Consider the following 13,237-nt stretch of genomic DNA (forward strand, 5'->3'; position numbering starts at 1 on the left):
CATGCAATTGACCTTAACTCTTCCTGTTCTTTGCGCAATTCCGCTGGCGCCATTATTTGGTTCTGCTATCGCGGGATTCTTCGGTACCAAATTAGGTGGCAATCGCATTGGTAACGGAGCATGCCAATTCGTGACTATTTTGGGTGTGATGATTGCCTTTGTTTTGTCTTGCTTTGTGTTGGTACAAGTCATGGATGGCTTCTACTTCAATGGCACCGTGTATCGCTGGATGCAATTGGGTGAACTCAATTTAGATATTGGCTTCTTAATTGACCCGCTGACAGCTACGATGATGTGTGTGGTGACCTTTGTGTCTTTGATGGTTCATATCTACACCATCGGTTACATGCAGGGTGAAGCGGGTTACAACCGCTTCTTCTCTTACATCTCACTTTTTACCTTCGCTATGTTGATGTTGGTAATGAGTAATAACCTCTTGCAACTCTTCTTTGGATGGGAAGCAGTGGGTGTAGTTTCTTATTTATTGATTGGCTTCTACTTTGAACGTCAATCCGCTGTATTTGCCAATATGAAAGCCTTCTTAGTTAACCGTGTTGGTGACTTTGGTTTCATTCTCGGTATTGGCCTGTTATTGGCTAGCACTGGATCCATGAACTACGATGTGATCTTTGCTCAGAACACGGCTCTTGCTGCACAAACCTTGCCTGGCACTAGCTGGAATTTGGTTACCGTGGCATGTATCTGTCTCTTTATTGGTGCAATGGGTAAATCAGCACAATTCCCACTTCACGTATGGTTGCCTGATTCAATGGAAGGCCCAACCCCGATTTCTGCTTTGATTCATGCTGCAACGATGGTGACGGCTGGTATTTTTATGGTGTCACGTATGTCGCCGTTGTTTGAGTTGTCTGATGCAGCCTTGAGCTTCATCTTGGTGATTGGTTCGATCACTGCACTCTTCATGGGTTTCCTGGGCATAGTCCAAACCGATATCAAGCGGGTGGTGGCTTACTCAACGCTGTCTCAGCTGGGCTACATGACTGTCGCATTGGGCGTATCTGCATATCCAATTGCCATCTTTCATTTGATGACACATGCATTCTTTAAGGCGCTCTTGTTCCTTGCAGCAGGTAGTGTGATTTTGGGCATGCACCATGAGCAAGACATGCGCAAGATGGGCGGCCTCTGGAAGTACATGCCTATTACTTGCCTCATGATGTTGCTGGGTAACTTGGCATTGATCGGTACACCATTCTTCTCTGGCTTCTATTCAAAAGACTCCATCATTGAGGCGGTAGCAGCTAGCCATATCCCTGGTGCTGGCTTTGCTTACTTCGCAGTGATGGCTAGCGTATTTGTAACGGCTTTATATTCCTTCCGTTTGTATTTCTATGTATTCCACGGTAAAGCTCGCTGGGGTCATGCAGATGCTCATGCGCACGATCACCATCATGATCATGCGGAGCAGGGTGATGACCATGCCCATCATGGTTTAGCTCCTGGTCAAAAACCACATGAGTCACCTTTTGTTGTGACCTTGCCCTTGATCTTGTTGGCGATTCCTTCGGTCATCATTGGTTACTTCACGATTACACCTCTGTTGTTTGGTACCTACTTTGGCGATTCGATCTTTGTTGATATTGGCAAGCACCCAGCGATGAAAGAGCTTGCTGAAGAGTTCCATGGTCCGATTGCTATGGCAATGCATTCATTGACATCACCAGTATTGCTCCTAGTGGTACTGGGCGTATTAACTGCTGCGATTGGTTATCTCTGGGCTCCGAAGTTGCCTGGTGTAGTGGCGCAGGCATTCGCACCAATCAAGAAGCTTTTGGATAACAAATACTATCTCGACGATTTAAACCAAGCGGTATTTTCGAAGGGCTTGTTGTGGATCGGCGGCGTACTGTGGCATCGCGGTGATCAACAAGCTATTGACGGCTTCTTGGTTAATGGTAGTGCGCATGCAGTAGGGCGCTTTTCTACGGTTATTCGCCATTTGCAATCCGGTTATCTCTATCACTATGCCTTCGCAATGATTGCGGGCTTGGCGGTATTGTTAGCTTGGGTTTTGTACGCTTACCTGCCTTTTGTTCGCTAGGCCTTTGTTACTTAAGTAGCCATCATGATTCTTTCTTACGCCATCTGGATTCCGATTTGCTTCGGCATCATTATTTTGTTCTACGGTTCGGAGAAGCCGACTGCCGGTGTTCGCTGGTTGGCCCTCGTCGGTTCCGTTCTTGGTTTCATTGCAACTCTGCCACTGGTGATCGGCTTTGATATTGCTAATCCAGGCATGCAGTTTGTTGAAAAACTCAGCTGGATTCCTCGCTACGACATTAACTACCACTTAGGCATCGATGGCATCTCTGTGTGGTTCATTGTCTTGACCGCATTCGTCAATATTATTGTGGTGATTGCAGCCTGGGAAGTAATTGATAAGAAGGTGTCTCAATACATGGCTTCTTTCTTAATCCTCTCTGGATTAATGATTGGGGTATTCGCTGCTCTGGATGCATTGTTGTTCTATGTCTTCTTCGAGGCAACCTTAATTCCGATGTACATCATCATCGGTGTATGGGGTGGCCATAACCGTATCTACGCAGCATTTAAGTTCTTCCTGTACACCTTGCTTGGCTCATTACTTACTTTGATTGCCATGCTGTATCTGTACAACGTAACAAATACCTTTGATATCTTGGCTTGGCACAATGCTCGCCTTGATATCGTTGAGCAAATTCTCCTGTTCTTTGCTTTCTTCATGGCGTTTGCTGTGAAGGTGCCAATGTGGCCATTACATACTTGGCTTCCAGACGTTCACGTGGAAGCGCCAACAGGTGGCTCTGTAGTGTTGGCTGCAATTATGTTGAAGCTTGGTGCTTATGGTTTCTTGCGTTTCTCATTACCAATCGCCCCAGATGCAAGTCAGTATCTAGGACCGTTTGTCATCTTCCTATCTTTAGTTGCTGTGATTTATGTAGGCGCAGTGGCTTTGGTTCAGAAAGATATGAAGAAGCTGGTGGCTTATTCATCAGTAGCGCACATGGGTTTTGTAACCCTCGGTTTCTTCCTCTTTAGCCCACTGGGTATTGAGGGCGGTATTGTGCAAATGATTTCTCATGGTTTTGTAGCTGGCGCCATGTTCCTATCAATTGGAGTTTTATATGACCGCATGCATACCCGTCAAATCGCGGATTACGGTGGTGTTGTCCATCGCATGCCTGCTTTCACGGCATTTGCGGTTTTGATGGCGATGGCCAACTGCGGTTTGCCTGCTACCTCCGGTTTTGTGGGTGAATTCATGGTGATCCTCGCTGCGGTTGATTACGATTTCGTAATCGGCATCTTGGCGGCGACAGCGCTGATCTTAGGTGCCGCTTACTCCTTATGGATGGTGAAGCGGGTCTTCTTTGGCGCTATCACTAATCAGCATGTTGAGGAATTAAAAGATCTCAATGCGCGTGAGTATTTCATGATGGCAGTGTTGTCCATCTGTGTGATTGGTATGGGTGTATATCCAAAGCCGTTTACCGACATTATTCATCCAGCCGTGATTAATCTGCTGCAGCATGTTGCTGTTAGCAAACTCTGAGTAAAAGCTAATGCAAGCATTTGACCTATTCGCCGTCCTGCCGGAACTCGTTTTACTCGTAGTCGCCTGCCTCTTGTTGGTGGCGAGCGTTTATGTTCCTGAGCATCAGCCAGCAACCCCTGGTGTAGAGCAAGATATCTTCCACACACCACGCGGTGTTGGCTTTGTTTACTTCTTCTCCATCATTTTGTTGGTGTATTTGATCTTTGCATTTGTGGGTCGCATCGGTGATGTTTCTGTAGTTGCCATGAATGGCTTATTTCAGTCTGACCCCATTTCAAATCTACTTAAGGCCTGCTCTTGTGGGGCGGTATTGGTGAGCTTGCTGTATTCAAAGCAATACCTCACAGATCGTGCCATGTTCCGTCCGGACTTTATTGTTCTAGCTTTGCTGGCTTTATTAGGGCAGTGCGTATTGATTTCTGGTGCCAATCTCTTAACCCTGTATTTGGGTCTTGAGTTGATGGCTTTGCCTACTTACGCTTTAGTTGCAATGCGTCACAGTAATGAGAAGAGTGTAGAGGCTGCTATTAAGTACTTCATTCTTGGCGCCTTGGCGTCTGGTTTCTTGCTCTACGGTATGTCGATGTTGTATGGCGTAACCGGATCCCTCGATTTAATTGAAATCTTTAGAACCGTTGCCGACCCACGTGTCAACCATTTGGTAATGGCTTTTGGTTTGGTTTTCATCGTTTCTGGCTTAGCCTTTAAGTTGGGTGTTGTGCCATTCCACATGTGGGTTCCTGATGTTTACCAAGGTGCTCCAACAGCAGTGACCTTAATGATTGCCGCTGCACCAAAGATCGCAGCTTTTGCTTTGTTATTCCGCTTATTAGTCAATACCTTATTGCCGCTCTTAGGTGACTGGCAGCCAATGTTGGTCTTGTTAGCTGTTCTATCCCTGGTTGTTGGTAATGTGACCGCTATTGCGCAAACCAATATGAAACGTATGTTGGCTTACTCGGCGATTGCGCAAATGGGCTTTGTATTGTTGGGCATGCTATCTGTATTTGACGACCATGCTTTTAGCGCTTCGATGTTTTATGCCATCACTTATGTATTAACTACATTGGGAAGCTTCGGTCTCCTGATGATGTTGTCTCGCAAAGGTCATGACTGCGAAACTATTGATGATCTCAAAGGTTTAAATAAGCGCCATCCTTGGTTTGCATTTATTGGCTTAGTGATGATGTTCTCTTTGGCCGGTATTCCGCCGACAGTTGGCTTTGCTGCAAAATTGGGAGTGCTTGAGGCATTGGTGGATGGTGAGCACACTTTCTTAGCAATCATTGCCGTGATCGCCTCATTGATTGGAGCCTTCTACTACCTCCGAGTAGTGAAGGTTATGTACTTTGATGAGCCAAAAGAAGAGCATGCTTCTGAGGTCACTGGTTCAGCTTTTGCTCGTGGACTGTTGAGCTTGAATGCTATATTCGTTCTGGCTCTAGGCATCTTCCCAGCCGGCCTCATGGCCGTCTGCCTTGATGCAATGCGTCGCACTTTGCTGGGCTCATAAAACAATAGCTTCTTGGTTTTTGATGAAGGCTCCGAATAGGGGCCTTTTTCTTTTCTGTCATCCAGGTTTTGTATTATGGAAATTCAATCGATGAAAGATGCACTATGACTGAAAAATCATTTAAAGATCTACCTGAGGGTGATACCCACTTGAGGGAAGAGCGCCTATCTGGCGAAGATATTTACGGCGGTATCTTTTTAAATATGAAGCGTGATCAGGTGAGCTTGCCCGATGGCAATCAAGCGGTACGCGAATATTTGACCCATCCTGGGGCTGTCGCTATTGTGGCTATCTTAGATGATGGTCGAGTATTAATGGAGCGTCAATATCGCTACCCAGTCGCAAAAGCCTGCATTGAGATTCCAGCAGGGAAGCTCGATCCTAAAGAGGATCATTTGGTCTGTGCCCAGCGAGAATTAGCAGAAGAAACTGGCTACTCTGCAAGTAAGTGGAGTTTTATTCGACGCATTCATCCTGTGATTTCGTATTCGACGGAGTTTATTGATATTTATTTGGCTGAGGAATTGGTGTCTGGCAAAAGTCATTTGGATGATGAGGAGTTTTTAGATGTGTTTGCCGCCCCTTTGGAGCAATTATTGGAGTGGGTGGAGCAGGGCGAAATTACGGATGTCAAAACGACGATTGCCACATATTGGCTTGATCGCTATCGCCGTGGTTTGGTGAGTCCTACGCCTATCTCGGGCTAATTCCATAATCCTATTAAAATAGGGGTATTGAATTTAGTATTTTTGCCCCTATATAAGTTTTATGAAAGTTTATAACCTCGCTTGTCCACTAGACCATCGCTTTGAGGGATGGTTTGCCTCCGAAGAGGATTGCCTTGCCCAGCAAGACAAGGGGATGTTGGCTTGCCCAATTTGCGATAGCACTGAGATTACTCGGATGCCATCGGCCCCCCATATTGGTAAGTCAAGTTCGGGCAGAGAGGCTTCGACATCTACCGAAATGACTGTTGCTAGCCCTGCTGCAGTGGATAACAGCAGTGTTGGTAACGCCATTAGCGGGGATGTTGTTGCCTTGACTGGAAACGATCACTCCCAATTAGAGGCTCAGGTTCAAGCAGCCTTTTTAAAGGGCATGCGTGAGTTGATGGGGCGATCTGAAGATGTCGGCAATTCTTTTGCCGAAGAAGCTCGCAAAATTCACTATAAGGAATCTCCCGAGCGGAGTATTCGTGGCCAAACGACTGTAGATGAGGCAGAGGCTTTGCGGGAAGAGGGCATTGAGGTAATGGCTATGCCTATGCTGCCTGCCTTCAAAAACACCCTGCAGTAGCCAGTCCCCACCCAATTCCCCTATACTTGTTGTGCACCCAGATTCTGGGTATGACCAACTATCAGGATGGGAGAAGTATCCATGAAACGCTTTTTTCTGGCATTGTTTACCGCTGTTCTAGCGATCACTATTGTGGCTTGCTCCAAGTCCTCAGATACCAAAGAAATTAAGGTTGCCGTATCCCCCGCATCTCCACCAATGCTCTTTGACGCTAAGGGGCAAATTGTTGGTGTAGATATGGATATTTTTCAAGGCTATTGCCAGTCTCGTGGCTGCACCCTCAAAGTCACTCCCTATGACTGGGCTGGAATGTTAGGCGCCGTATCAAGCGGCCAAGCTGACGTTGCGTTTTCTGGAATTTCTATTACCGATAAGCGCAAAGAGGTAATGGATTTTTCACAGCCTTACTATGACAATGCTTGGCATTTGGTGAGCATGAAGAATAAAAATATTCAAATCACCGATTTAAATCAGCTCAAGAAATATTCAATTGGCTACCCACGTGGTATGGCTTACGACGATCTCATTAAGAATGAACTAGAGCCAAAAGGCTATTACTCATTAAGCAAGGTCAAACTCTATCCTTCTTATGCTGAAGTGATTACTGATCTTCAAAATGGCAATTTAGATCTCGCCTTCATTGAGGAGCCGGTATTTCTGAATTATGAAAATAAGATGAATCTACCGATCCAGAGTAGCTATGTATTTAAGGGATTTGATAAGCTTGGATTTGCTTTTGCCAAAGGATCTAAGTTACGTGATGACTTTGATAAATACCTCAATGAACTCGGTCCAGAAAAGATCAAGGCTATTCTGGATAAGTGGATGAAATAAGCGCTTCTCTTAAATACCTCAATCAGTAGTCGAAAGCCTGCCCTGTGACTTTTCTGGATATTCTTGCCCAGTTAGCCCAGGGCATTTCTTATACTGTTGTGGTGACGATTGTGTGTTCGCTCACTGGTTTGATAGTGGGCTTGTTCCTGGCAAGCCTACGTCGTCTTAATATCCCATGGCTTATCCCGATCATTGATTGCTATACCTATGTCTTTAGGGGTGTCCCAGTCTTAGTATTGCTGTTCATGGTCTACTTCGGCTTGCCGGGCATTGGATTAAAGGTGCCACCTCTGATGGCTATGGCACTGAGCTTAGGCTTAGTGGCTTCCGCCTATTTGGCTGAAGTATTTCGGGGAGCGTTTAACTCCGTCGACCCTGCCGAGGTAGTTGCTGCTCAGGCTATGGGCATGACGCGTATACAAGTTCTCCGGTTTATTGAGTTACCGCAGATGTTGCGATTTTCGATTCCAGGCATGGTCAATGAATTTACTTCGGTTCTAAAGTATTCACCATTTGCTTACACAGTTGGAATTCCCGAGATTACCAAGCAGGCCATGACGCTAACATCAACCACCTTGCGTGGCATTGAAGTGTACCTAGCGGTCGGCATTTTATATTTTGTGATTTACCGCATTTGCTTGCTTGGAGTTCAATTACTGAGTAAGCGTTTCCAAATTCCAGGAATGACTCCCGCATGAAAATCAACATAACATTATTTAAAGAGGCGATTTCGTGGCATTAATTCAAGTACGGGATTTAGTCAAAGAGTTCGATGGGCAGACCGTCTTGTCGAATATTAATCTCGATCTAAAAGAGGGCGATGTTCAGGTATTGATGGGTGCCTCTGGTTCTGGCAAATCCACCTTATTGCGCTGCCTCAATCGACTGGTCGAGCCTACCTCTGGATCAATTATTTTCAGAGGGCAAGAAGTATTGGGGCCCGGTGTTGATGTGCGTGAGTTACGTAAGCAAATTGGTTTTGTATTTCAGCAGTTTGCTTTGTACAGCCATTTAACTGTTTTAGATAACGTCGCCTTGGGGCTACGTAAGCTGCATAAGATGGGAAAGGCTGAGGCTAAAGAGAAGGCCTTGCTGGAGTTGTCTCATTTTGAAATGACGGCTCATCAAGATAAATACCCCGCACAACTCTCTGGTGGCCAGAAGCAGCGAGTTGCCATAGCTCGGGCGTTGGCGATGGATCCTGCAGTCCTTGTTCTCGATGAACCAACCTCTGCACTCGATCCAGTCATGTCTAGGGATGTGGCTGATCTCATTAATCGCTTGCATAGCGAAGGCATCACCATGATTTGCGTGACCCATGATCTCAACTTGGCCCGCAATATTGCGGATACCGTCATGTTCTTGGATCGCGGCGTGATTCGGGCTGATGATCGTATTGAGGTATTGAGTAAGCATTCTGATCCAGAAATTAAAGCCTTTTTTGCCTCCGAGGAAAAGCTCTAATGGGAGGGTGGCCATCTTTTATTCGTGATCTCACGGAGCAGATGCCCTTGATTTTGGCTGGGCTGGTGAAGACTCTGCAATTAGCAGGCTTGATTAGCGTATCTGGATTGCTGCTTGGAATTGTGGTGTTCTACCTCACGCTGAGTAAAAACAAGTATGTCAGCAGCGCAATTAATGGCTACATCTCTTTCTTTATTGGAATGCCCTTAATCGTTTTATTGTTCTTGATGTATTACGGCTTGCCGCAGTGGGGCATTCGGCTCTCACCATTTACGGTTGCCTTTATCGGCTTTACATTTAATGTCGCAGCTTATAACGCCGCCTATCTAAAGACTGCCTTTAATGGTTTGGATAATAGTCAATTGGAGGCGGCTAGTGCCCAAGGATTCAGCCCTTTCCAGATTTTTAAGTTGATTACCTTACCGCAAGTGATTCGTCTTTCTATTCCGGCGCTAACTAATCAAGTCATCGCTAACCTCAAAGATAGTTCAGTTGCTTTCTTAATTCAGTACACCGAATTCTTCGCTCGAGTCCAAGAGCTGGCAGCAACCAATTTCCAATTCTTTAAAGCGTATTTAATGGCCGCCTTGGTTTACCTGGCCCTGGTATCTCTGATTGTGTTGTTTGCCCGGGCTATTGAGAGGCGTTACTTCATTCCCGCTTAAGAACAAATGAGCTGGGCAAAAAAAATAGCGACCCGAAGGCCGCTATTTTTATTTGTAAGACTTAGCTCTGCGAATTACTTCGAAGTAGGCATTACAAACTCTGCGCCCTTAGCAATACTCTCAGGCCAGCGCTGCATCACACTCTTTTGCTTAGTGTAGAAGCGAACGCCTTCTTTGCCATAGGCGTGCATATCGCCAAACAGGGATTTCTTCCAACCACCAAAACCATGCCAAGCCATTGGAACCGGAATAGGTACGTTGATACCGACCATTCCAACTTGAACGCGGCGAGCAAATTCGCGAGCGATATTGCCGTCGCTGGTAAAGCAGGCTACACCGTTACCAAACTCACAGGTGTTCACTAGATTCAATGCCTCAGTAAAGTTTGCCACGCGCAAGCAAGACAAGACCGGTCCGAAGATTTCTTCAAGGTAAATCTTCATGTCAGGAGTAACGCCATCAAAGAGGGTGCCACCAATAAAGAAACCATTCTCATGGCCTGGTACTTTTAATCCGCGACCATCTACCAATAACTTAGCGCCTGAAGCAACACCGCTCTCAATGTAGCCGGTAATGCGATCTAAAGAGGCCTTTGTAACGATTGGACCCATTTCTGCATCGAGTTCCATGCCGTTCTTCACTACGAGCGTCTTGGTGCGCTCAATCAGTTTTGGCATGATTTTTTCTGCAACGTCACCAACCAATACTGCAACAGAGATCGCCATGCAACGCTCACCAGCAGATCCGTAGGCAGCACCAATTAAGGCATCGATTGTTTTATCGATATCTGCATCAGGCATGACCACCATGTGGTTCTTGGCACCACCCAAAGCTTGGGAGCGCTTACCGAAGTGTGCGCAACGCTCATAGATATAGTTTGCAATTGGAGTTGAGCCCACAAAACTCACCGCTTTGACATCCGGGTTCTCAATCAAAGCATCAACAGCTTCTTTGTCGCCTTGAACCACGTTAAATACGCCATCAGGTAAACCTGCTTCTTTTAAAAGCTTGGCCATGAACAGGGATGCTGACGGATCAGTTGGGCTTGGCTTAAGAATGAAGGTGTTGCCACAGGCAATAGCTACTGGGAACATCCACATTGGAACCATGACTGGAAAGTTGAATGGAGTAACACCAGCCACAACACCTAAAGGCTGACGCATCACCCAGTTATCAATGTCAGTAGATACCTGCTCGGTGTAATCACCTTTGAGAAGTTCAGGGATACCAGTAGCAAATTCCACGATATCGATGCCACGGCTAACTTCACCTTGGGCATCCGTAAATACCTTGCCATGCTCCGCAGTAATCATGGCAGCCAGTTCATCGCGATTGGCGTTTAGCAGCTCAAGGTACTTAAACATGATGCGCGCGCGTCGCAGTGGAGGGGTCAGACTCCAAGTCTGAAAAGCAGTTTGTGCCACAGCAACGGCATCATCAACCTCTTTACGGCTAGCTAAGGCAACCCGTCTTGCAACCGCTCCAGTAGAGGGATTAAACACATCGGCAAAGCGACCATCTTTTGGGTTGATGACGTTGCCGCCAACAAAGTGGCCAATATCTGCTTTTGAATCAAAGGCTTGTGGTGCGCTCATAGTATTTTGCTTAAATAATTATTGACTAGTTTCAGGTTCAATAGACTTGTGTTGCGACGGAATCGCACAAGTGTATGGTCTCGTTTATTCTACTGAATCTATTTTATCGCTTTCATCACTTTTACGCATTTTAGGATCCAAGGGCCATCCATGAGTCTTCTGTTCTCCAAGTACACGCTTAGCTCTCCTCAGGGCGATTTAACGCTTCCTAACCGCATTGTTGTGGCACCCATGTGCCAGTATTCTGCCGTCAATGGCGAGGCTCAGGACTGGCACTTAATGCACTGGGCTAACCTCCTTAATGGCGGAGCGGGCCTATTCATTATTGAGGCTACTGGAGTTACTCCAGAGGGCCGTATTACCCCTGCTTGCTTAGGACTGTGGGATGACCGTACCGAAGCTGCTCTGAAAGACAAGCTCAGCCGAGCCCGTAAGCTGGCTCCAGAAACCCCTGTTTTCATCCAATTGGCGCATGCTGGACGGAAGGCTTCGAGCGCAACCCCTTGGGATGGCGGTCAATTACTTTCTAAAGAGCAGGGTGGTTGGGAGACGCTTGCCCCTTCAGCCATTCCGCAGCTTAAAGATGAGCGATTGCCGCATGAGCTCTCCAAGACTGAGTTGCTAGAGCTGATTGACGCATTTGTTGTTGCAGCGCAGCGTTCTGAGCGAGTTGGTGTCGATGGTATTGAATTGCATGGGGCGCATGGCTACCTTCTCCATCAGTTCTTGTCGCCGATTGCCAATCAACGTACCGATGAATACGGTGGCTCATATGAAAATCGCATCCGCTTTCCGCTGGAATTATTTGCAGCAGTACGCAAGGCATATCAGGGTGTATTAGGCATTCGGATCTCTGCAAGCGATTGGATTGAGGGTGGCTGGACTCCAGAAGAAACTGCTGACTTTGCATCTCGCCTCAAACCCCTGGGATGTGACTTTGTCCACATCTCATCAGGAGGCATTTCACCACTGCAGAAGATCGCGATAGGGCCAAACTATCAAGTGCCATTTGCCAAGATCGTAAAAGACAGGTCAGGTCTGCCCACAATGACAGTTGGCTTGATTACCGAGCCACAGCAAGCCGAAGATATCTTGCAAAAAGGGGATGCAGATCTGATTGCTCTAGCCCGTGCGTTTTTATATAAGCCAAGGTGGGCTTGGGAAGCGGCTGCAGCTTTGGGTGGTACCGTACCTTCAAATGAGCGCTATTGGCGTTGCTTGCCGCGTGAAGCTCAAGCCATATTTGGCGACGTCAAAGTAGGGCAGCGATAATTCACATCAAACAATAAATAAAATTAAGTTACCGGAGACATATATGAAATCAATCAAACTCATTTCCCGTTCTTTAGTCATCCTTGGTATTGCATTAGGCTCTAACTTGGTTAATGCACAAGCATTTCCGGATCGACCAATCACTTTGGTTGTCCCCAATCCACCTGGAGGTCTTGTTGACACTTCAGCGCGTTTGTTGAGTGAGCCGCTAACTCGAGTGATTGGCCAGCCAGTCATTGTTGATAACAAGCCGGGCGCCAGTGGAAACACTGCTTACCAATATGTTGCCAAGGCTAAACCAGATGGTTACACCTTGCTGATTTCATATTCGGGTTATCACGTTGGCAATCCTTCATTGATGGATAAATTGCCATGGGATCCTATTAAAGATTTTTCTCCTGTAGCGCTCCTCACGGTTTCTACGAATGTGATTGCAGTGCATCCATCTGTACCCGTTAACAACTTAAAAGAATTTATTGCATATGCCAAAGCCAATCCCGGCAACCTCAATTACGCATCTCAAGGCAATGGCTCCGTATCGCATATTGGCACAGAAATCTTTAAGCAAAATACTGGTGTAGATATTGTTCATGTGCCATATAAAGGTTCTGGACCTGCAGTGCAGGACGTATTGGCTGGCCAGGTACAGTTATTTATTACGACTCCACCTTCAGTGATGCAGCACGTTCAGAGCGGTAAGCTCAAGGGTCTAGCTGTTACAGGAAAAAATCGCCATCCTGGTATGCCTAATGTTCCCACTACTGCCGAAGCAGGTTTACCTTCATTCCAGTTGGAATCTTGGGTTGCCCTCTATGCGCCAGCAGGTACTCCAGCGCCAGTAATTACTAAGCTAACTGACTCTGTTAAGAAAAGTCTTGCATTGCCTGAGGTAAAGGAGCGTTCTGATGCCGCTGGAGTTGAGCTACGTTACCTAACCCCAGTCCAAATGGATGCCTTGCTGAAAAAAGAATTGCCATACTGGGATAAGGCAATTAAATCAGCCAATATCAAGTTGGATTAAAGTCCAAATCAAACCACATTT

Annotated in this window: 12 protein-coding genes; 11 read left to right on the plus strand and 1 reads right to left on the minus strand. The window is 46.4% G+C overall.

Annotation, left to right across the window (positions count from 1 at the left end; translation table 11 throughout):
• Position 1: 1 nt before the first annotated feature.
• The 9 genes from nuoL to FD971_RS04010 all read left to right on the plus strand — a co-directional run bounded on the left by nuoL (position 2) and on the right by FD971_RS04010 (position 9,328).
• Complete coding sequence (gene nuoL, locus FD971_RS03970; RefSeq protein WP_215334792.1) at positions 2-2,062, plus strand: NADH-quinone oxidoreductase subunit L; 2,061 nt, start codon at positions 2-4, stop codon at positions 2,060-2,062.
• A gap of 24 nt (positions 2,063-2,086) precedes the next feature.
• Positions 2,087-3,553 (plus strand): NADH-quinone oxidoreductase subunit M, encoded by a 1,467-nt coding sequence (locus FD971_RS03975; protein ID WP_215334793.1) that lies wholly within the window; start codon positions 2,087-2,089, stop codon positions 3,551-3,553.
• 10 nt (positions 3,554-3,563) lie between these two features.
• Positions 3,564-5,069: an NADH-quinone oxidoreductase subunit NuoN gene (gene nuoN, locus FD971_RS03980; RefSeq protein WP_215334794.1), complete on the plus strand. Its 1,506-nt coding sequence runs from the start codon at positions 3,564-3,566 to the stop codon at positions 5,067-5,069.
• Positions 5,070-5,173: 104 nt separating this feature from the next.
• Positions 5,174-5,776, plus strand: coding sequence for an NUDIX hydrolase (locus FD971_RS03985; RefSeq protein WP_215334795.1), 603 nt, complete (start codon positions 5,174-5,176; stop codon positions 5,774-5,776).
• 61 nt (positions 5,777-5,837) lie between these two features.
• Positions 5,838-6,365 carry a DUF1178 family protein gene (locus FD971_RS03990; RefSeq protein ID WP_215334796.1) on the plus strand — a complete coding sequence of 176 codons (528 nt, stop codon included), beginning with the start codon at positions 5,838-5,840 and terminating at the stop codon, positions 6,363-6,365.
• An 81-nt stretch (positions 6,366-6,446) separates the two neighbouring features.
• Complete coding sequence (locus tag FD971_RS03995; protein WP_215334797.1) at positions 6,447-7,199, plus strand: transporter substrate-binding domain-containing protein; 753 nt, start codon at positions 6,447-6,449, stop codon at positions 7,197-7,199.
• 44 nt (positions 7,200-7,243) lie between these two features.
• On the plus strand, positions 7,244-7,897 hold the full coding sequence (locus tag FD971_RS04000) for an amino acid ABC transporter permease (RefSeq protein ID WP_215334798.1): 654 nt from the start codon (positions 7,244-7,246) through the stop codon (positions 7,895-7,897).
• A 34-nt stretch (positions 7,898-7,931) separates the two neighbouring features.
• Complete coding sequence (locus FD971_RS04005) at positions 7,932-8,663, plus strand: amino acid ABC transporter ATP-binding protein (RefSeq protein WP_215334799.1); 732 nt, start codon at positions 7,932-7,934, stop codon at positions 8,661-8,663.
• Complete coding sequence (locus FD971_RS04010; RefSeq protein WP_215334800.1) at positions 8,663-9,328, plus strand: amino acid ABC transporter permease; 666 nt, start codon at positions 8,663-8,665, stop codon at positions 9,326-9,328. The genes FD971_RS04005 and FD971_RS04010 overlap by 1 nt, the downstream gene beginning before the upstream one ends.
• 74 nt (positions 9,329-9,402) lie before the next feature.
• Here FD971_RS04010 and FD971_RS04015 read toward each other — a convergent pair whose 3' ends face one another.
• Positions 9,403-10,923: a CoA-acylating methylmalonate-semialdehyde dehydrogenase gene (locus FD971_RS04015; RefSeq protein WP_215334801.1), complete on the minus strand. Its 1,521-nt coding sequence runs from the start codon at positions 10,921-10,923 to the stop codon at positions 9,403-9,405.
• Between the two features lie 150 nt (positions 10,924-11,073).
• Here FD971_RS04015 and FD971_RS04020 point away from each other — a divergent pair, with 150 nt between their 5' ends.
• The gene (locus tag FD971_RS04020) at positions 11,074-12,195 is read left to right on the plus strand and encodes an NADH:flavin oxidoreductase/NADH oxidase (RefSeq protein WP_215334802.1); all 1,122 of its coding nucleotides are present in this window, start codon (positions 11,074-11,076) and stop codon (positions 12,193-12,195) included.
• 43 nt (positions 12,196-12,238) lie between these two features.
• Positions 12,239-13,216 (plus strand): Bug family tripartite tricarboxylate transporter substrate binding protein, encoded by a 978-nt coding sequence (locus FD971_RS04025; RefSeq protein ID WP_371743057.1) that lies wholly within the window; start codon positions 12,239-12,241, stop codon positions 13,214-13,216.
• Positions 13,217-13,237: the final 21 nt, after the last annotated feature.

Source organism: Polynucleobacter sp. AP-Ainpum-60-G11, from assembly GCF_018688375.1.
Taxonomy (GTDB): Bacteria; Pseudomonadota; Gammaproteobacteria; order Burkholderiales; family Burkholderiaceae; genus Polynucleobacter.

What these genes read in the sequence shown, in the direction of transcription:
- nuoL (WP_215334792.1), top strand. Translation starts at nt 2, where the DNA reads ATGCAATTGACCTTAACTCTTCCTGTTCTTTGCGCAATTCCGCTGGCG.
- FD971_RS03975 (WP_215334793.1), top strand. Translation starts at nt 2,087, where the DNA reads ATGATTCTTTCTTACGCCATCTGGATTCCGATTTGCTTCGGCATCATT.
- nuoN (WP_215334794.1), top strand. Translation starts at nt 3,564, where the DNA reads ATGCAAGCATTTGACCTATTCGCCGTCCTGCCGGAACTCGTTTTACTC.
- FD971_RS03985 (WP_215334795.1), top strand. Translation starts at nt 5,174, where the DNA reads ATGACTGAAAAATCATTTAAAGATCTACCTGAGGGTGATACCCACTTG.
- FD971_RS03990 (WP_215334796.1), top strand. Translation starts at nt 5,838, where the DNA reads ATGAAAGTTTATAACCTCGCTTGTCCACTAGACCATCGCTTTGAGGGA.
- FD971_RS03995 (WP_215334797.1), top strand. Translation starts at nt 6,447, where the DNA reads ATGAAACGCTTTTTTCTGGCATTGTTTACCGCTGTTCTAGCGATCACT.
- FD971_RS04010 (WP_215334800.1), top strand. Translation starts at nt 8,663, where the DNA reads ATGGGAGGGTGGCCATCTTTTATTCGTGATCTCACGGAGCAGATGCCC.
- FD971_RS04015 (WP_215334801.1), bottom strand. Translation starts at nt 10,923, where the DNA reads ATGAGCGCACCACAAGCCTTTGATTCAAAAGCAGATATTGGCCACTTT.
- FD971_RS04020 (WP_215334802.1), top strand. Translation starts at nt 11,074, where the DNA reads ATGAGTCTTCTGTTCTCCAAGTACACGCTTAGCTCTCCTCAGGGCGAT.
- FD971_RS04025 (WP_371743057.1), top strand. Translation starts at nt 12,239, where the DNA reads ATGAAATCAATCAAACTCATTTCCCGTTCTTTAGTCATCCTTGGTATT.